This window comes from Halomarina rubra, from assembly GCF_023699475.1.
Lineage (GTDB): Archaea > Halobacteriota > Halobacteria > Halobacteriales > Haloarculaceae > Halomarina > Halomarina rubra.
Window position 1 is genome coordinate 96,187 of sequence record NZ_JALXFV010000011.1, and the last position, 18,473, is coordinate 114,659.

Annotated in this window: 18 protein-coding genes; 12 read left to right on the forward strand and 6 right to left on the reverse strand. The window is 63.3% G+C overall.

Features of this window, described 5'->3' with window-relative positions; genetic code table 11:
* The first annotated feature begins 114 nt into the window (after positions 1 to 114).
* The 4 genes from M1L36_RS21045 (at position 115) to M1L36_RS21060 (ending at position 3,202) form a co-directional block, all read left to right on the forward strand.
* Positions 115 to 420 (forward strand): hypothetical protein, encoded by a 306-nt coding sequence (locus M1L36_RS21045; RefSeq protein WP_250875726.1) that lies wholly within the window; start codon positions 115 to 117, stop codon positions 418 to 420.
* Between the two features lie 88 nt (positions 421 to 508).
* On the forward strand, positions 509 to 1,468 hold the full coding sequence (locus tag M1L36_RS21050) for a mechanosensitive ion channel family protein (RefSeq protein WP_250875727.1): 960 nt from the start codon (positions 509 to 511) through the stop codon (positions 1,466 to 1,468).
* 86 nt (positions 1,469 to 1,554) lie between these two features.
* On the forward strand, positions 1,555 to 2,322 hold the full coding sequence (locus M1L36_RS21055; protein ID WP_250875728.1) for a cupredoxin domain-containing protein: 768 nt from the start codon (positions 1,555 to 1,557) through the stop codon (positions 2,320 to 2,322).
* A 79-nt stretch (positions 2,323 to 2,401) separates the two neighbouring features.
* A complete protein-coding gene (locus tag M1L36_RS21060) occupies positions 2,402 to 3,202 on the forward strand; it encodes a DUF8054 domain-containing protein (RefSeq protein ID WP_250875729.1) in 801 nt (266 codons plus the stop codon).
* A gap of 96 nt (positions 3,203 to 3,298) precedes the next feature.
* Here the strand turns inward: M1L36_RS21060 and M1L36_RS21065 are convergent, their stop codons facing one another.
* A complete protein-coding gene (locus tag M1L36_RS21065) occupies positions 3,299 to 4,690 on the reverse strand; it encodes a hypothetical protein (protein ID WP_250875730.1) in 1,392 nt (463 codons plus the stop codon).
* Positions 4,691 to 4,807: 117 nt separating this feature from the next.
* On the opposite strand from M1L36_RS21065, the gene M1L36_RS21070 reads away from it, so the two are divergent.
* Both M1L36_RS21070 and M1L36_RS21075 read left to right on the forward strand, forming a co-directional pair.
* Entirely contained in the window at positions 4,808 to 6,088 is a 1,281-nt protein-coding gene (locus M1L36_RS21070; protein ID WP_250875731.1) for an outer membrane protein assembly factor BamB family protein, read from the forward strand.
* Between the two features lie 141 nt (positions 6,089 to 6,229).
* Positions 6,230 to 6,820, forward strand: a complete 591-nt coding sequence (locus M1L36_RS21075; protein ID WP_250875732.1) for a metal-dependent hydrolase — start codon at positions 6,230 to 6,232, stop codon at positions 6,818 to 6,820.
* Positions 6,821 to 7,302: 482 nt separating this feature from the next.
* Here M1L36_RS21075 and M1L36_RS21080 read toward each other — a convergent pair whose 3' ends face one another.
* Complete coding sequence (locus tag M1L36_RS21080) at positions 7,303 to 7,743, reverse strand: hypothetical protein (RefSeq protein ID WP_250875733.1); 441 nt, start codon at positions 7,741 to 7,743, stop codon at positions 7,303 to 7,305.
* Between the two features lie 223 nt (positions 7,744 to 7,966).
* Here M1L36_RS21080 and M1L36_RS21085 point away from each other — a divergent pair, with 223 nt between their 5' ends.
* The 3 genes from M1L36_RS21085 to M1L36_RS21095 all read left to right on the forward strand — a co-directional run bounded on the left by M1L36_RS21085 (position 7,967) and on the right by M1L36_RS21095 (position 10,893).
* Complete coding sequence (locus M1L36_RS21085; protein WP_250875734.1) at positions 7,967 to 8,965, forward strand: Cdc6/Cdc18 family protein; 999 nt, start codon at positions 7,967 to 7,969, stop codon at positions 8,963 to 8,965.
* 686 nt (positions 8,966 to 9,651) lie between these two features.
* Complete coding sequence (locus M1L36_RS21090; protein WP_250875735.1) at positions 9,652 to 9,891, forward strand: hypothetical protein; 240 nt, start codon at positions 9,652 to 9,654, stop codon at positions 9,889 to 9,891.
* 354 nt (positions 9,892 to 10,245) lie between these two features.
* Positions 10,246 to 10,893, forward strand: a complete 648-nt coding sequence (locus tag M1L36_RS21095; RefSeq protein WP_250875736.1) for a 3'-5' exonuclease family protein — start codon at positions 10,246 to 10,248, stop codon at positions 10,891 to 10,893.
* A gap of 23 nt (positions 10,894 to 10,916) precedes the next feature.
* Here M1L36_RS21095 and M1L36_RS21710 read toward each other — a convergent pair whose 3' ends face one another.
* On the reverse strand, positions 10,917 to 11,555 hold the full coding sequence (locus M1L36_RS21710) for a winged helix-turn-helix transcriptional regulator (protein ID WP_369694272.1): 639 nt from the start codon (positions 11,553 to 11,555) through the stop codon (positions 10,917 to 10,919).
* Positions 11,556 to 11,750: 195 nt separating this feature from the next.
* Here M1L36_RS21710 and M1L36_RS21100 point away from each other — a divergent pair, with 195 nt between their 5' ends.
* Positions 11,751 to 13,382, forward strand: a complete 1,632-nt coding sequence (locus M1L36_RS21100; protein WP_250875737.1) for a transposase — start codon at positions 11,751 to 11,753, stop codon at positions 13,380 to 13,382.
* Between the two features lie 245 nt (positions 13,383 to 13,627).
* Here M1L36_RS21100 and M1L36_RS21105 read toward each other — a convergent pair whose 3' ends face one another.
* The 3 genes from M1L36_RS21105 to M1L36_RS21115 form a co-directional block, all read right to left on the reverse strand.
* A complete protein-coding gene (locus M1L36_RS21105) occupies positions 13,628 to 13,867 on the reverse strand; it encodes a hypothetical protein (protein WP_250875738.1) in 240 nt (79 codons plus the stop codon).
* Positions 13,868 to 14,232: 365 nt separating this feature from the next.
* Positions 14,233 to 14,913 carry a TMEM175 family protein gene (locus M1L36_RS21110; RefSeq protein ID WP_250875739.1) on the reverse strand — a complete coding sequence of 227 codons (681 nt, stop codon included), beginning with the start codon at positions 14,911 to 14,913 and terminating at the stop codon, positions 14,233 to 14,235.
* Positions 14,914 to 15,147: 234 nt separating this feature from the next.
* Positions 15,148 to 16,161 carry an alcohol dehydrogenase catalytic domain-containing protein gene (locus tag M1L36_RS21115; protein ID WP_250875740.1) on the reverse strand — a complete coding sequence of 338 codons (1,014 nt, stop codon included), beginning with the start codon at positions 16,159 to 16,161 and terminating at the stop codon, positions 15,148 to 15,150.
* Between the two features lie 257 nt (positions 16,162 to 16,418).
* On the opposite strand from M1L36_RS21115, the gene M1L36_RS21120 reads away from it, so the two are divergent.
* Both M1L36_RS21120 and M1L36_RS21125 read left to right on the forward strand, forming a co-directional pair.
* Positions 16,419 to 17,354: a polysaccharide deacetylase family protein gene (locus M1L36_RS21120; protein WP_250875741.1), complete on the forward strand. Its 936-nt coding sequence runs from the start codon at positions 16,419 to 16,421 to the stop codon at positions 17,352 to 17,354.
* Between the two features lie 80 nt (positions 17,355 to 17,434).
* Positions 17,435 to 18,145, forward strand: coding sequence for a formyltransferase family protein (locus tag M1L36_RS21125; RefSeq protein ID WP_250875742.1), 711 nt, complete (start codon positions 17,435 to 17,437; stop codon positions 18,143 to 18,145).
* Positions 18,146 to 18,473: the final 328 nt, after the last annotated feature.

An 18,473-nucleotide genomic window follows, 5' to 3' on the forward strand; every position in this document is an offset into this window, starting at 1 on the left:
CAGCGACGACACCGCCGCCAACGGCTCCCCACACCGGGTCGTGCGGTGCTTTGACACACCAGCCACGCACGAGCAGGCCGTGAGGCGAAACGCGGTGGTGCCCTCCACCGAACGATGGCAGATACAGCAACCCGACCCGACGACGGCGCGCCCGGCGACCGACCGACGGGCGACCAGTCCGACCCACGGCGTGAACCGGGGCGCAACGAGTCGATGGCGGACCGCGCCCGGAACAGCGGTATGAGCCAGATGGTGCGTTCGGGCGACCCAATCGCCCTCGCGGCGTTCGGCTCCGTACTGTTCTCGTGGTACCAGTTCTACGTCCGGAAGAACCGCCAGTACGGCCTGTTCGTGGGGCTGTGGGCACCGACGCTGCTCGCGATGGCGAGCTACGTCCAGCGCCGCACGGACGAGAACTGACCGACCCGTCACGCGACGCTCTCGACGAGAACCACCGGACGGAACGACCCCAACGACGAAGGACCACCCCCGCGTCCGGTCGGGGTAGATGACCGGCCGGGCGGGCCACCAGGCGGGCAACGACAGCAACGGAACCAACGTCAGCGACGCGTTCCAGCCGGACGAGGTCGGACCGGTCGGACAGGCGCTCCGGGAGTGGGGCGTCCCGCGCGGGTACGCCGAACCGTTCGGCGCGGTCCTCACGTTCGTCGTCCTGTTCGTCCTCCTCTACGGTGTGGTGCGTCTCGTCGTCGTCCCGCTGGCCGACCGGGCGCTCGCGACGCGGGGACTCAATCGGAACGCCCGGAAACCGCTGTTGCGACTCGTCCGCGTGCTGTCGCTCGTGGTCGGGGTCTCGCTGGCGCTGAACTTCGCGGGCTACGGCGGGGTGCTGTCGTCGCTGACGACCATCGGTGCGGCCGCGACGCTGGCCGTCGGGTTCGCGCTCAAGGACCTGCTGGCGAACTTCGTCGCGGGCGTGTTCATCTACACCGACCGGCCGTTCCGCATCGGCGACTGGATAGAGTGGCCCGAGACCGGTGGCCTGCCCAACGCCGGCGTCGTCACCGACATCACGTTCCGCGTCACGCGCGTCCAGACGTTCGACAACCAGCTACTGACGATTCCGAACAGCAAGCTCACCAACGACGTCGTGATGAACCCGACCGCTCGCGACAAACTGCGGGTGAGCTTCGAGTTCGGCATCGGCTACGAGGACGACATCGACGAGGCGACGCGCATCATCCTCGCCGAGGCCGAGCGCCACCCCGACATCCTCGAGTTGCCGGAGCCGATGGTGACGCTCTCGGAGAACCCGCTGGCGGACTCCTACGTCGGTCTCGTCAGTCGCTTCTGGATAGCGAACCCGAACCGCGGGAAGTTCCTGCGCGTGCGCAGCGAGTTCGTCAAACGCGTCAAGGAGCGCTTCGACCAGGCAGGTATCGACATCCCGTACCCACAGGTCGACCTCTCGGGGTCAGTCGAGACCCGTGGGCCCGGTCGGCGCTGACCCGCCGAGGTTCAGTATCGACGGCCGTGTGCGGTCATCACCGGAACGAGACAGTCATTACTTGGTGAAAGTCGAGGTCGTATCCGATGACCGAACAGTCACGGCGGAGTCTGCTCCGCCTGGGGGGACTCGCGGCGGCCGGCGTGTTCACGGGGTGTCTCGACAGGAACCCCGACGAGGGGGAGATGGACGCGGACCCGCCGACGGCCCGAGCGACGAGGACCGAACGACCACCGGCCGAGACGTTCGAGGCGGTCGGGACGACAGGTCGTCGGCCGGCGGCGACGCCGTCCGGTGACGACCTGCGCCAGCGGATGGACCAACGCGGTGGGCCGACCGACCTCCAGTCGGACCCGGTGGTCGCCGCCATCGACATCGAAGGGGACGCCGGGCCCGCACCGTACATCTTCACGCCGACCGTGCTCTGGGCGGAGACCGGCGCGACGGTGACCTGGGACGTCGACGGTGGCGCACACGCCATCGCCGCGTACCACCCCGACAACGGCCGGACGCTGCGCATCCCCGAAGACGCACCGTCGTTCGTGTCGGGCCGCCTCGACGTGGGGGACACGTTCAGTCACACGTTCGAGACACCGGGTGTCTACAACTACTTCTGTCAACCTCACGAGTACCACGGGATGGTCGGGGTCGTCGTCGTCGGCGAGGCGCTCGCGGGTCCCGGTACCGTCGACGGGTCGAACCTCCAGGTCGAAGTCGCTGGTGAGCATCTCGAACGCCTGCTCGCGCTCGCAGACATCGAGACGACGCCACCGACGACGGACTCACCCGGTCCGACGTCGACAGTGTCGTCCACGGCAACGACCACTGCGCCGTCCACGACCGAGCGACGGTAGAGCGACTCACTACCTGCACGATTGTTCCTCTGCTCACGCGAGCGAAACATATACGGTGAACTCGGCGCACTACCGAGCAATGGTATCACGTCTCGTCGAATCCCTCTCACAGTCCGAGTACACTGGGGAGAACCGCTGTCTCCCGTGTACCGTCGTCAACCTCCTCGTCGGCGCGGTGCTAGCGCTGGCCGTCGGTTCGCGAAACCGCCTGCTCGGTGTGCTCGTCGCCGTCGGCAGTGGTGCTCTCATCTACCTGCGGGGGTACCTCGTACCGGGGACGCCCGAACTCACCAAGCAGTATCTCCCACGGCGCGTCCTGGGCTGGTTCGGGAAGGACCCGCTGGCGACCGTCGAGTTGGACCCCGAACACGGGCTCGACGACCCTGCCGAACTCGAACGGACGCTCCTCGCGGTCGGGGCGCTCGAAGAGACTCCGGACGGTCGGGACCTGCAGTTGACCGACGCGTTCGCCGACCAGTGGCGAGCGGCGATGGGAACGGTCGACCGGACGGCGCTACGCGAACGGACCGCGACGGCGCTCGACGTCGACCCGGAGGCGTTCGAGCGCCGCGGGGCGGGCATCGTCCTGCTCGACGACTTCCGGGTGGCCGCGCAGTGGCCGTCCGAGTCGGCGCTCGTCGCCGACGTGGCCGCCGCCGACCTGCTGGCCGACCGTATCGACGGCTGGGAGGACCTGCCGGCCGTCCAGCGAGCCATCTTCCTGAGCGGAGTGCGCCTGTTCGCCGAGGACTGCCCGGACGGCGGTGGCGTGGAGGCCGACTCGGAGGTCGTCGAGTCGTGTTGCTCGCAGTTGGACGTGTTCGTCGTCCGCTGTTCGGACAGCGGCGAACGGCTGGTCGAACAGCCCGTCGAGGGCTGAGTCGCCGAGCCGACTCTGGTAGTTCGGACGGTTTGGACGGTTTGGACGACACGGGCCGGACGGACGAGTCGGTACGGTGAGCGAGCGCGTCGTGGCTCACGCGACGACGGGTCGCGAGACGATCCACAGCGAGAGGACGGTGTAGCCGACCATCACGACGACCAGCGGGAGGTGGCCGCGACGTGCCCGTCGGGGTGTCTCGTAGCGGGCGACGGCCGCGAGGTGGGCGGCGACGACGGCGACGACGTGGCCGAGGACGATGAGCACGACCTGCGACCCCCAGAACGCCGGCACGGAGAGCCACGCGAGCGGGTCCGGGACGGCGACGGCCACGACCGGGTCGAGCGTCACCTCGACGAGCGTCGCGGTCTGGCCGACGACCGCGGGGTAGGTGTGAGCGACTTCGTAGCCCGCCGCGATGGGAAGGACGGTCGGGGCGAACCGGCGGACCGCCCCCGCCCAGTCGCGTCGTCCGCCGAGTCGGTCGGCGGCGGCGGCGGCGAGGCCGAACGTGAGACAGAACAGGGCGAACCCGAGCAGGTACAGCGGGAGACTCGTCACCGGGCCCGTCCCGAGCGTCGACCGGGCCGCGAACAGGACGGCCTGGTACTCGCTCGTCTCGACGAACCCGTCGAAGCTGACGGTGTAGACGGCCGCGACGACGAGCGCCGCGAGCGCGAGGTGGGCGACCAGCGGGACACAGCCACGCCACGGCGGTCGGAGCGTGGCGCGGTAGCCGTCGCGAGCCTGCGTCCACTCGACGGGCGCGACCCGTCCGAGCAGGTCGTAGAACGCTCCCAGCGGGTCGGCGTGGGCGGCCCACGAGCGGCCGAACGTCACCGTCCCGAGCACCATCACGCCGGCGTAGGCGGCGACGACGACGGCGGTGAGTCGCGGCGAGCGCGTGATGCCAGGTGTGAGGTTCTCGACGACGCCGAACACGAGGAGGAACCCGGCTAGCGCGGGCCACGACCCGAGGCGTTCGGGGTAGTCGAGCGACGGGAGCGACCCGCCTTCGAGTCGTTCGAGCGCGCGGTAGAACGTCAGCCACGGGGCGAGGACACGCCACGGACTGCCGAGCAGGACGGCGACGAGTGCGAGGCCGTGGAACCAGACGAGCCACGTCAGCAGCGTCGCGACGTTCTCGGCGGCGACCTGCCGGCCGGTCAGGCCGGTCCAGCAGACGGCGACGACGCCGAGCAGGAACATCACGCCGGCGAGCGCGCGGAGGGGGCGCGCGACCGAGTCGGGGACGACGAACGCGACCGACGGCCGCTCGCCGACCGTCGGCGTCCGTTCGGTGACGGCCAGCCACCCGGCGGTGAGCGCGACGGTCGCACCCGCCCCGGCGAACAGCGAGGCGAGCGGGAGCGGCGCGTCGAACCGAGTGTTACCGGTCTCGTGAGCGGCGACCACGCCGGGACCGACGAGGACCGCGAGCGCCACGACGGCGAGTAGCGCCAGGAGTCGGGCCGGCCGCTGGTGCATACCCGAACTCGGAGCAGCACGCCGAAAAGCGCCGCGGTTGTCCGTGCGAGGTGCTCACGGACGGCCCCGCTCGGGCCGACAGACACCCTTTTGGTCGGGAGTCGGGGACTAGTCGGTATGCGAGGCCGAACGGTGGTGGCCGTCGCGGTAGTCGTCGCCGCGCTGGCCGGCGTCGTCGTGTTGGGCGTCGGGTCGTCGAACGGTGGGGGCGAACTGACCGAGCGCTGGGTCAGCGACACGCCCCGGCAGAACGACCGCAACCACCACGCCGTCGGTGCGAGCGAGGACGGCCGGGTCGTCGTCGCACCCGTCGCCGAGTCACCGAAGCCCGGTCTGACGGACACCTCCTGTACGCTCGCGCGACTCGCGACCGACGACGGCGCGGTTCAGTGGCGCACCACCATCGACCCCGAGCGCTGTTTCACCCACGCGCTCACCGAACCCGTCGTCACCGACCTCGACGGTGACGGCCAGCGGACGGTCGTCTCCGCGACCACCGAGAACGCGCTCGTCGCCTACGACGCCGACGACGGGAGCGAGCAGTGGCGCGCCCCGCTGAGTACCGGCGAACCCTCCTACGGCTACGGTCGGCCGACCGTCGCCGACCTCCCCGTCTCGCCCGGGCGGGAGGTGGTCGTCAGCGACATCGACGGGCACGTCGCCGCCGTCACCGCGAACGGGACCGTCGCGTGGCGGGCTTCCTTCGCCGACGTGGGCGACGACGACGTCATCGTCCAGAGTCCGCCCGTCGTGACCGACGCCGACGCCGACGGCGAGCGAGAGGTCGTCGTCGGGTCCTACGACTCGCTGCTCGTGTTGACCGCCGACGGCGACGTCGCGTGGAACCGCTCGACACCCGCCCAGCACGTCGCGACCACCCAGGCCGACGACGACGCGGCCCGCGAACTGCTCGTCGGGAACCGCGAGCGGGTGACGGCGCTCGACGGGGCGACCGGCGAGACCCAGTGGAGCACCGCGTTCGAGACGAGCGTCCAGTTCGTCTCGGCCGGCGTCGTCGAGTCGACCGACACCGTCTCCGTCGGGACGTTCACGGGCGACGTGGTCGCCCTCGACGCGACGACCGGCGAGGAGCGGTGGCGGACGACGGTGAGCGGCGACGGCCAACCCGTCTGGTCGCCCGTCGTCGCCGACCTCAACGGGGACGGCGAGCGGGAGGTCGTCGCGACGAGTCGCGACGGGACGGTCAGCGTCCTCGCGGCCGACGACGGGCGGGTGCTAGCGACGTACGAACGAGCAGTCCCCATCGAGACGTTCGTCACGCTCGCGGACCTCGACGCGGGGACGAACGGGACTGCATCCGATGGAGACGGCCCGACCCCCGAGGTGCTCGTCCGCTACGGGGACGGCCGGGTCGTGGCGCTCGACTACACGCGGTGAGCCGTCGAGCGGTGTGGTAACATGTCAATGACAGGGCTCATATCCGTCGCCGACCAATCTGCACGGCGATGACCGAGCCAGATTCACACACCGTCGACCCGTCGGGTCACCTCCCTTCTAGGGGCTCGGAGGACCGCTAAGATGTGGCCGTGGGAGCATCTCGCGGTCGGCTACCTCGTCGTCGCCCTCGCGCTCCGGTTCGGGTGGCACCGCTCGCCCGACGCGTGGACGGCCGTCGCCGTCGCCGTCGGGACGCAGTTCGCCGACCTCGTCGACAAACCGCTCGCGTGGCAGTTCGGCGTCCTCGAGAGCGGGACCTCGGTCGCACACTCGATCTTCGTCGCCGTCCCGCTGAGTGTCCTCATCGTCGCCGTCGCGTGGTACTTCGACCGGACGGTCGTCGGGGCAGCGTTCGCCGTCGGCTACCTACTGCACCTACCCGCCGACGCGATGTACGGTGCCGTCTACGGGAGTGGGATGGACTTCGGGAAGCTCCTCTGGCCCGTCGTCACCGGGCCGAGTTCCGACTACGGGTCGTTCTTCGAGAACTTCGCGTTCTACCTCGAACGACTCGGACGCGTACTCGACAGCCCCCGCGGCCTCGCCATCATCGCCTTCGAAGTGACGCTGCTGGGGAGTGCGTTCGTCGTCTGGGTCGCCGACGGCCTGCCGGGGATCCCTCGCATCGGTCGACCACGTGGCCGGAACGTGCGGCGCGTCGAACACCGCTGAGTCACCGCTGCGCCGACCGGTCGGGCGTCCTCCTTCTCGCTCGTCGCGACTCGTACCCCACCACTCGACGGTCCGAACACAGCGACTCCGTGGACGGCGTCGGGGGAGCGATAGCCACTTTGTTGTATCGCCACACAGCAGGGTACGTAGAGTGTAAGTGGAATCAGCTCCCACAGGCCTGGAGAGGCCCATACTATGCAGTATTAACCTACCGCCCCAATCCATGCACTTAATATCGCTATACACAATCTAACAGGCTGACGGTCCAGAAGTTCGGCGTTTGGATTTCTACAAACCACATGCTTAGCAGACTGTATCATTCGTCAACCAGTCAGCGCGTCGCTGGCCAAGTGGACCACTCTGACAGAACGAGTCGGCTCTCAGCAGCGCTCTTCGGGAATCAGTGAACTACGTCTCCTCGATTTCCGGTATTGGTAGACACAGAGCGTGGGTCTAACGACCTGCATCCCCGATGGTCGCAGTCACTCGACCCGGGAGACTTTGAAGGAGAGCTGGTCGACCGCAGTATCATCTTGGTCGTATGCTGTGAGCTGATACTGCTGCGTCGACGCAGGGGCGACGGACGTCCCGGGGGCTGCGATTTCGAACTCGTACTCGTCATCGAATGGCTGGTCTTCTGGAATCGGCCAGTCGTCGCTCACCTCTTCGGTCCCTTCCTCTGGAGTCCGTGAACGCTCAACGCGATAGATGGCTGGTCGCTCAGGTGAGAAGGTGACGCGGAGGACAACCTCTTGAATCGAGAAGACCGTATCACTCGTGGCAGTCACGGAGATGTCTGTGAATGCTGTCCCGGGCTGAATCTCGATGTTCGTCACTTCGAACGTCGCGGGCGCAGAGCAACCAGCGAGACTCAACATCGACACGCTACCGAGGCCATACAGGAACCGACGGCGGGAGGGCATACGCGGCCAGAAGTGGTAGGATAATATGAGTTTTCTGACGAACCAATCGATACACTCGCGGCACGGGTCTAACAGCTGAATCACCGACCCCTTCCGCTAAATAAAGTCAGCCACACCTACTACTGGCGGTGCAGTCATCCGATTCGATTCCTTCGACCGCACTATCGGAAACCCGGAAACGACCCCCTCACGCTCTTGTCACGATAGCACGTACCACGCGCGCATGATACGCGATGCGCGGGTGCTCCAACCCGAGTTCGTCCCCCGGGACGTCGTCCACCGGAACCACGAGGTGACGACGCTCTCCGCCGCACTCGACCCCGTCACCGACGAGCGCGAGGGCGAGACGACGTTCTTGTACGGGCCGTCGGGCGTCGGGAAGACCTGCATCGCGAACGTCGTCACCGAACGGTTGCAGGCGACCGTTCCTGAGCTTACCGTCCAGTACGTCAACTGCTGGGAGGACTACACCCGCTTCAAAACACTGTATCGCCTTCTCGAAGGACTCAACCAGACGTTCGACATCCACCGCCAGTCCACGCCGCGGGACGAACTGGTCGAACGCCTGCGCGAGCACACAGACGCGTACGTCGTCATCCTCGATGAGGTCGACCAGCTCGACGACAAGCGGGTGCTGTACGAACTTCACCGTACGTCGGGCGTGACGCTGGTGCTCATCGCCAACCGCGTCGAAGAACTGTTCGACCCGCTCGACGACCGCCTCGCGAGTCGACTCCGTACCGCGGTCCGCATCCACTTTTCGCGCTACACCGTCGACGAACTCGTCTCCATCTTAGCCGACCGCGTCCTGTGGGGGCTGCGCGACGGGGCGGTCTCGGATGGACAACTCGAACAGATAGCCGACGCCGCCGCGGGTGACGCGCGTGTGGGTCTCGAAGTCCTACGGATGGCGGTCGAACAGAGTGAACGCGAGGGTCGCGAGACGGTATCCGACGCAATCATCGACCGGGTCGTTCCCGAGGCGCAGTCGGTGGTGCGCCAGCGCAACGTCGAGACGCTCACCGACGACCAGCGCGTCGTCTACGACATCATCGCCGACAGCGAAGAGGTCGCGCCTGCCGAGCTGTACGACGCGTACCGCGAGCGCGTCGACGACCCGCGTTCCGAACGGATGGTGCGCAACTATCTAGCGAAGATGGTCCAGTACAACCTCGTCTCGGCGACGGGGCGTGGGAAGCAACGGCGCTACCAGTGCGTGTGAGCGGAGGGGAGCACTCTTTCTTTCACCGTGAATCGACTGATTCAACTGTTAGACACGTGCCGCGAGTGTATCACGCGCTGTTGGACCGTAGCCAGTCGGTCCCGTGTGTACGATACGCCACGACAATGAACGCACCACCGATAAGAAGTAGCGAAAGACGGAGGATATTGCTGAGCAGCGTATCCGGAACGTAGTTATTAGCGACAAGGAGTTCGACGACTCCGCTAGCGGCAACACTCGTTCCCGCTATCCCCCAGTAGTTGAACTGCTTCGTCTCGGCATATCCCTTCAGAGTTCCTGCGAGACAGAGTAGACCGCACACCGCAGTAACACCAATCCAGATGAGAGCGGATTCTACCATTGTATGTTATGTTGAAATCACCTTTCAGTCACATAATGTCTCGGGTGATACACGCACGCTCTGTGTCTATCAAAACCGGCAATCGACGCGAGCAGTTTGTTACACGCTGGTTGGTAGTGATTCAGCTGTTAGACCCGTGCCGCGAGTCTAACGACGTGACTCATGCCAGAATGGGTGCATATCGTCTACCGGTCTGCTGCATACAGAGGGTAGATTCAGCAGACCGACGACGGCGACTCGGGGAGACGTCACTGGACTGCTGGTGGTGGGGACGCCTCTCGCCATCGGAGGACACCGCTATCTTCCGTTGGAGACTAGGGGTGGTATGGGTGAGTACAAGGCAACGTTCGAGATCGAGTCGAAGACTGATGCGCACGCCGTCGAGAGGGTATTGACTCGGCTGTACGATAGCCTTCGTGAGGAGGCACGGACGGTCGGTGAAGGGACGACGGATTCGACGGAGATGCTGGAGCAGTTCGCGACCGTCCGCGATGCCGCGCAGGAGCCGATGCCCGGCACATTGACCGTGATATTCGAACAGGACGACGATCCGTTCGAGGAGTAATCAGAGAGCTAGGCGAGGGGCGCTGCCGCTCGTGCCCCTTGGTGTGAGACGCCACTCCGGCCAGCACGTCAAGTCGACTGAAGTGGGCCGCACGGTCGGCAGCAAGGTGGCGACGGTGTCACTGCCCGCCCACGGTCGATGCTGCATTCGCGCTATGTATGCAGCACGACGAAACTGGCAGGACCGTGAGAGGGGCTGGGAATCTCTCTGACAGACCCACGCTCTGTGTCTAACAAAACCGGCAATCCATGCAGCGGCCTGTTTTGCCGTCCGCCGCGGTACCCCCGCGGCACAGACGGAAACGTGGCAACGACACGCTCACTCGTATCACGCAGTCGGTCACCAGCTCCCGGTATGGGTGACTTGACTCCTATCGCGTTCGACATCGAAACGTCGGGCCTCGACCCCGGGGCAGTCGTGACCGTCGCGGGCCTCGCGCTCCCGCTCGGGTCGTGGCTCGCACTCAACACCACAGGCCGAGACGCAGACGCCGACCGCCTCGAAGCCGACCTCGAACACGCCTCGGGGTCAAACGTCCGGGTCGCGGTCTACCATGACGAAGCTGACCTGCTCCGCGGACTCGACGCGTTCACCGACGAACATCTGAACGGCGACCGCCACTACCTCACGGCGTACAACGGCGAGACGTGGCGTGGCGGGTTCGACCTCCCGTTCGTCCGCTCGGCGTGCGTGCGTCGGGACGTCGACTGGCCGTTTCCCGACATGGCGTTCGCGGATACGATGACCCTCGTCGACCGGTTCCACACGGGCGACGTGGGTGACCTCGTCGGGGTGTACGACGCGCTGGTCGACGGCGAGCACTGCGACCCGTTCGACGACAGTGACAGTGCGGTCGCGGCGCACGAACAGGGCGAGTGGCTCGACCTGCTGTCACACAACCTCGCAGACATCGAACGCACGCGTGAGCTGGCGCTGCTCGCCGGGCGGTTCGTCGCGAAATCCGACTTCCGTATGAAGAACCTGAGCCCACCAGACCGATAGGTCGGTGGTATCTCATAGGTCTACTAACTATCGTCCTCGCGTGTGGCTCTCTCATGTGCGGCCCACATATCTCCCATGCCGAACCCTCTGGTCTCATCCGCATTAGGGAAGTCGTCGTGATTTCTGAACACGTCTAATGAAAGTGTGGCTCGTGCCACATACAACGAGTCCAGTCTCCGTTGAGATGGCTGAGTACTCTCTGGGTTCTGCTCAACCCACTTTCGACCTTCCTCTGCTCGCTTGATAAACTCCAGCCGTGCATCTCGATACGCTTCGTAAGTTGTCGTTGTACCCAAGTGGTCGAGTGCCGCTCTGAGCATAATACCTTGCTTGGCTAACAGAAAATAATGCGTCCTCCCCGGTTCCCCCGGTGCTGGGGCGCGCGTTAGCAATTCGACTTCGACAGCCTGAGCTAGTCGTTTTCGCAGCGTATTCTCACTCAGGAACAGTGCTTCCTCCAGTTCGTTCTGTCGGGAGCCGCGGGGCTTCACCTCACAGATTAGCTCTACGGCTCCTTTCTCGTTGAGAAAGTCACTCACTGTGAGGACCATCACTCCCAGTTCGTCAGTCGAAGATATAACCGCTCGTACCAGTCGCCATCTGCTGACGTCGTTTGCGGTTTGGCTCATTTTGAGGGTTAGTGCTCGGGAAACCGGAATCATTGACTGACACGTCTCTACAGGCGCTGGAGCGCCGCGGAAACGAGGAATTGACACCCCGACTCTCAAGCGCAAGTTGCGGGAACGTAGCACCAGCGACGAGCAACTACCATGACCGAACGAAAATCGAATTCAGCAGATGGCGTACCGAACGACTGCTTCGCACGTGCCATCGAACACGCAGCTGGCCTATGTACAGTGAGTGACCACATCAGCCGTGTCGTCGGACCGCTCGATATCCCAATTGAAGAGTTCACCGACCGGAGCAGCCGACCCTCGGTGACGTACGACTTCGAGCCGATGATTCGGGCAGCCCTCTATCAAGAAATCTGTGGCTTCAGCCAGAGCGAGCTCGCAGACCGACTGCGGAGGTGGACCTACCTCCGACTCCGTTTCGGCCTTGATTCGCCACCGACCCAGCAGACGCTCTCGAACTTCCGTCGCAACCGACTCTCACTCAGCGACCGTCAACGCCTCAGCGAACTTGCTCGAAAAGTTCGCGCGCTCGCGCTGGCAAACGATGTTCGGGGGATTTCAGGAGAAGATGCACCCCCCGCTATCGAACCTGATGAAGTCGATGCAACGGGGCTGACGAGTGACAAGGTACTCAGAGCTGTTCGGGTCGCGCGCGACCGTGTGTTCACGGAGTTCACGACGAGCCGGGCGGCGAACGCGAAGTACCCTGACGAAGTGTACTGGGAGGTACAGGCCTATCTCTCGATGACTGCTCACGGGAAGCGCGCGATGAAGCGGCGCTACAAGTGGATTCATCCGTTGAAGGACCGACCGCACGGTGACACGCACACGCGGACCATCAAGAAGATAGGCACGCCAGACCCGCAGATGACGCTTCCAGACTACGCCACATTCCGCGATACAGACCTCTGGAAACAAATTCGCGACACATTGCTCGAACCGTTCGACCGAGCGGTGGCGAACCTCGTCGAGGAGACGGACTTCGAAGACCAAATCCGCGAACCAGTGAACGTTGCCATCGATATCACTTCGTGGCGGTTCTACCCCTCGCCACTGAAGTCGCGTGACCCGGAGATTCTGAAGACCGACTACCCGGACATGGTGAGTGGTCTCGAAGGGTCACACGAACGGGGATTCCTGTTCGCCACGCTCAGTGTCGTCGGGAAGGATACGCCGATTGTCCTCGCGATTGAACCGGTTCGCGAGAACTCGTGGTGGGAGACTGATGGCTACCACACCCCGAAGGCGGAGGTTGTGGACCGGTTGCTCACGAAAGCACAAGAACACGTCGAGATTCACAAGGTGATGGCAGACCGGGCGTTCGATGGCTACGGCGTTCGGGATGTCATCGACCGCCATGACCTGACGTACCTCATCCCGAAGGCCAACCGCTCGGTCAACGACGCGAAAGCACTCGCCGAAACGAAGGCGCACCCGGATGCTGACTACGCTGTTGAGCGGGGCGTTCGGCAGGAGTACGAAGGTCGGGTTCATACGACCGATTTCATCTACTTCCCGTCGAACGAGAACACGGGGAAGTACGGCATCATGCTAACGAACGCCGACGTCCCCGCAGAGAGGGCACCGGGGCTGGTCGCACAGTACAGAGACCGGTGGATGATTGAGAACGAGTACAAGTGCATCAAGCAGCACTTCCTCCCGCAGACGAGTTCGACGGACTACCGAGTCCGCCTGTTCTACTTCGTGGCAGGAGTCCTGCTATACAACACGTGGCGACTGACGAATCTCCTGCTGCGCAACTGGGTTGATGTCAACCTCGGTGAGAAGCCACCAATTCCTGCGGGAGAGGTTGCGCAGATAATCGTGTTCCGCCTTGGCCTCGGAGTAGGATAACCTCACCACGGGGCCGGTCGGGTGGCGCTGACAGGAGTGGTAACACTCTCTGACAACTGATTTTTCGAGGGAGATTCTGACACGCAGAGTCGCGAATTCAACACGTCACCACTGGTCAGAACACGCTTCTTTGGGTTCTACTCCATATCCGTTGAATCAAGAACGATACGTTGGTAGCTGGCTCAAACGCCGAACTTCTGGACGGTGGCGATGTAGCGAGTAATTGCTTGGATCGTGCTGTGCTCTCACGTCAGAATCGCACGAGCGCCAGCGGCCGTCTTCGGTGCCCACCGTGTCGACAGTGCCTGCTCGACGGTGATGTTCTGGTGGTGTTCTGCAATCGACTCGGCGCGTTTCGTGCAGTAGCCACACGCCTGGCGAACACCCCGACCCTTGGTACAGCGGTCGAACGGCGGGATGTGAATCGTCCGTTCGGGCCAGTCGATCCACTGCTCGCTCATGTGCGCGACCTCACCGGCTCGCATGCCCAGTTTCCCTGTCGTGAAGATGATGAACCGCGCCTGACTCGCGTACGGGACGTCGAGTCGGCGGGCTCCCTCCAGAAGTAACTGAAACTGCTATTGGAGAGTGCATCCTCCTTCGAGTTCGCGACCGCGCCGTTGTTGACGAGCTGGTCGCGCCAGAAGCTCCGTTGGGAGCTAGTGGTACACGACGGCTCGCGGTGACGATTGGGGTGCCAACTACGGGCCGGGTCGGTGCGTCGACTGACCGGGGGTGAACGCTGCATTACCTGAGAGCCACCTTTCTTTCACCGTAACTCGTCTGATTCAACTGTTAGACACGTGCCGCGAGTCTAACAGTTCAGAAACCTCGATTCCTCCGAACTTCGTCACGGCGGAGTTTCGGACTCGATTGGGGAGTCCTCGAGACTAGCAATGAGCCGTGACTCGAAGACTGCGTTGATTGGTACCAACAGCACCCACGAGAGGATGGCTATCGTCGGGTCGAACACCGCGATAACCGCAGACATCAGGAGCAGAATCGGTGAAGCGAGGAATCGTGCGGCCTGTATCTCGACAGTCCGTGAAGCGAGCCCTGCCTCGATGAGTTGCTTTCGAGAGGCGTACCCCCACAGGAGCGTGAGCGAGAATCCAGTGAGTGCTAACATGACTGCATAGACGACGACTCCCAACTGACTGGGGTAGGTGACGAACACCCCTGTCGCATATGGAATCAGGGCGATGAAGAGCAGGAACAGCAGGTTGAACCACAGAATGCCACGGCTGTGGCGGTCGATATGGATGAACACACGTCGGTGGAGGACCCAGTAGAGAGCAATTACGAGAAAGCTCAGCAGGTACGCGAGATATTCGTGCCATTGCTCTGCGATGACGGTCGGTAGTACTGCGACTGTGCTCCCGGCGGGAAGCGTCGGGACGCTGAGTTCCAGCACGAGCAGCGTAATGGCAATGGCGATGACAGCGTCGCTGAACGCGACGAGACGGTCGGTCTCGGTGGATTCGAGACGGAATGATGGTGCCATATGCAGGGATAGGCGACCGTACGGCAACTGTGCCTCGCCACTCGAACCGGACAGTCAGGAGTGGATGTGACAGACTCCACTGATATCACCGGTCTCGTTTCTCGCTGATTGATACACTCACGCTCTCTGTCTAACAACACCGGCAAACAATGCGGTGGCAGATTTCACCAGCTCACATTCGTGCATTGAGCGTCCCAGTCGCACCTTGTGTAGCAGGTAGATCGCACGAACCGAATCACCTCCTCAGAGGCGACACACCGTCTATGGCCTGACAACGAGTTTGCCGACGCTCTCCCGATTTTGCATCGCTGCGAACGCCGAGCCAGTCTCTTCGAGCGGGTAGGTTTCGTCAATCTCAGGCGTCAATGCACCATCGGAGACGAGCTCGACGAGTCGCTCTAAGTCGCCCTGTGTGCCCATCGTACTCCCGATGACGCGTTTGTGACCAAGAAAGAGGTCGGTGATGTTGATTTCAGATGTCCCACCAGCCGTCCGTCCACAGACCGCCATTCGCCCATCCCGACGCATGACGTCCAAACCGAGTTGGGTGTACGCACCACCAAGGTGATTGAGCACGCCGTCGACCTGCCCGATTTCGCTGACTGCATCGCGAATCTCATTCGGGTCAGTACTCTCGATTGCGTAATCGAGGCCGAGCGATTCGAGGCGATCAAGTTTCGCTCGTGAGGAAGAGGTCCCGACGCTGTGAGCACCAAGTACAGCTGCGAGTTGCACACCAGCGACGCCAACGCCACCAGTCACACCGGGAATGAACACCAGGTCTGCTGGACCTGCACCGACTCGACGAAGCATGTGATACGCGGTCATGTACGCCGTGGGAAGTGCGGCTGCTTCGGCCATCTCGACCCCATCAGGAAGCGTCACGAGGCGATCTGCCTCGACACAGGCGGCTTCGGCGAGCCCACCATGGAACAGCGAGAAGCGTTCACAGAGATTCTCTGGGCCCTCTCGACAGTAGCGACACGTTCCGCACGTCTCGTTCGGGCACAACACGACACGGTCGCCTGGCTCGACGTTCCTGACGTCCTCGCCAACGTCTTCGACCGCCCCGGCGACGTCGAGGCCGCTGACGAACGGCAGATGGTCCGAGTCCACCATTGCTGAATCGCCTTCGAGAATCCAGAGGTCGTGGCGGTTGATCGAACAGGCTTCGACAGAGACCACGGCTTCGGTCGGGTCGGGCTCGGGGACCGGACGGTCGATAATCGAAACACCGTCAGGGCCAATCAGTTCGCTGAACGCTGCGAGGCGCATGAATCGTGTGTTCACTCCCCGCCCAATTAGCAATGAGGCCGGCATACTGGCCCACCATAACGTTTTATAAATTTGGACATTCACAAGAGAATCTAAATCCGCCAGCTCAGCACCCACAAGTCCGATGTAATCCACATGCCGCCGGTAGCTCTATATACACTTGTCAGCAATTAGTATAGAATTGCCAACATCATGTCAGACCCACAGCGAGACCAGTTCGACGGCTGGGCGTCACACAGCACGGAGGGTGAGCGGGCGTGAGGGGGACGCTCACAATCAGTATCGAGGTCGAACTCGGCTGGGGTGTACACGACCTGCCCGACAAAGCACACCTCTCTGCTGATGGGCTCGCCGAGCGGACGTACCTCCAGAAGCTGCTCAGCAAGACCGAACAGTGTGACGTCCCTATTTCGTTCGATATCGTCGGCCATCTCTTGCTAGACGAGTGTACAGGGACGCACGCTGGCCCGTACTCGGAAGGGTGGTTCGACGCCGACCCGGGAACGAACGCCGAATCTGACCCCCTGTTTTACGCTCCGGAGATGGCCGAGTGGATACTGGAGTCGAGTGCCGACCACGAACTGTGTACCCACACGTTCTCACATCTCCTCTGTCGCCAGGCATCTGATGCCACCCTCGACACCGAGCTCGAAGCCGTCCAAAAGCTCCACCGCGAGCTCGATGCACCGGTGGTGTCGTTCGTGCCGCCACGCCACTCCCGGCCGAACAACGACGTCCTTCGGCGAAACGGCATTCGAATCGCCCGATACGCGAAGACGAAGGACTCACCCACGCCCGCCCATCGTGTGTGGGAGTTGGCTGTGGGGCCTCACCCAGAGTGGGAGCCACAGGTCGTCGATGATATCTTCGAGACCTACTGCACGACGTATCCCTCACTGACTGCCCGAACACTGCCGGCCGGCCAGCGAGACGGAGCGCATCCTGTCTTCGATCATCTTCCCCTCCGGGCGCGAAAGCGACTGCACTTGTACTACCTGAAGGAGTCGACGCGCCGTGCCATCGAGTCGGGGACGCCGCTCCACCTCTGGTGCCATCTGTTCGACCTCAGCAACGAACATCAGTGGGAGGTGCTCGCCGAGTATCTCGAGTATCTCGCGGCGATTCCAGCCGAGGACCTCGAGATTCGGACGATGCGACAGCTTGCAGAGACCAAACTGCAGGTGGCCCAATGAACATCTGTCTGCTGCTCAATCGAGAGTCCGTCTGGGAGTGGCAAGCCAACGCGCTGACGTACCTACTGGAGAACAGTGACGTGACCATCACCAGCATCGTCTACAACGAGTACGAAGACGAAGCAACACGGTGGGAGACCCTCCAGCGAGCTATCGAACTCCGCGAGTGGGCTGTCGTCGCGACGTTGAACAACGTCCTGCTCGAATCAGACGTCCGTGGTGGGCGTGTTCCGATCGAGGCGGTCGTCGACCGCTCGACAGCCGAGGAGTACTCGGTCAACCCCGACATCGTCGATGGCTGGAAACAGTCGATTCCCCAGGAGGCTGTCGATGAGATTGCGACGAACGCCGATGTCGCAGTCCGGTTTGGCTTCGGATTCCTAGTTGGCCCGATTCTCACTGGGCTGCCGTATGGCGTGTTGAGCTACCATCACGGCGACCTCAGAGAGTATCGTGGGCAGCCCATGGGGTTCTGGGAGTTTGTCCACGGCCAGCCGACAGCGGGCATCACGGTCCAGCAACTCACCGAGAAACTCGATGGCGGTGGTATCGCCGCGAGTAAGACCATCCCTATCGACGATCTCCGAACCTGGGAAGCAGTCAAACGCCGTCTGTTTGCCGAATCGGAGGATATGCTGCTCACTGCTGTCGAGACCCTGCAGAACGATGCAGTGCAGGAACCCGAAGCACTCGGTGACCTCTACACACTGCCGAAAGGCCGGCCCGTCGCGACGTTCGCGCTGAAGAACACGGGAGGCCACCTGCTCAATCTCGCAACCCCCAGTAGCTGATTCTCTTTTAAGAAGTTCGGGCCGGAAGCCACGTCTCAAGCAGACCTCACTGGCTCTTCGTTGCCCAAGCCCAGATTTCGAGCTACAGCAGAGCGATCAATCTTGGGAAGCTTGCGTGATAGCCTGATTTCCTCCCACGACAGAAGTCGTGGGGTTCCACGGTCACAGACCGTGCCCCGACTTCGAGAGGTTCCCACTTCGACGCACCGCACGAGTAGGTGATGGGTCGAGCCAGTGCGACCCCCCGGCCGAGATAGCGGGCTTCATCTACCCGTTTAACCGCCGAACGGTGCCTATCCTTACCTCGGACTCGGTCGCATAACCCACG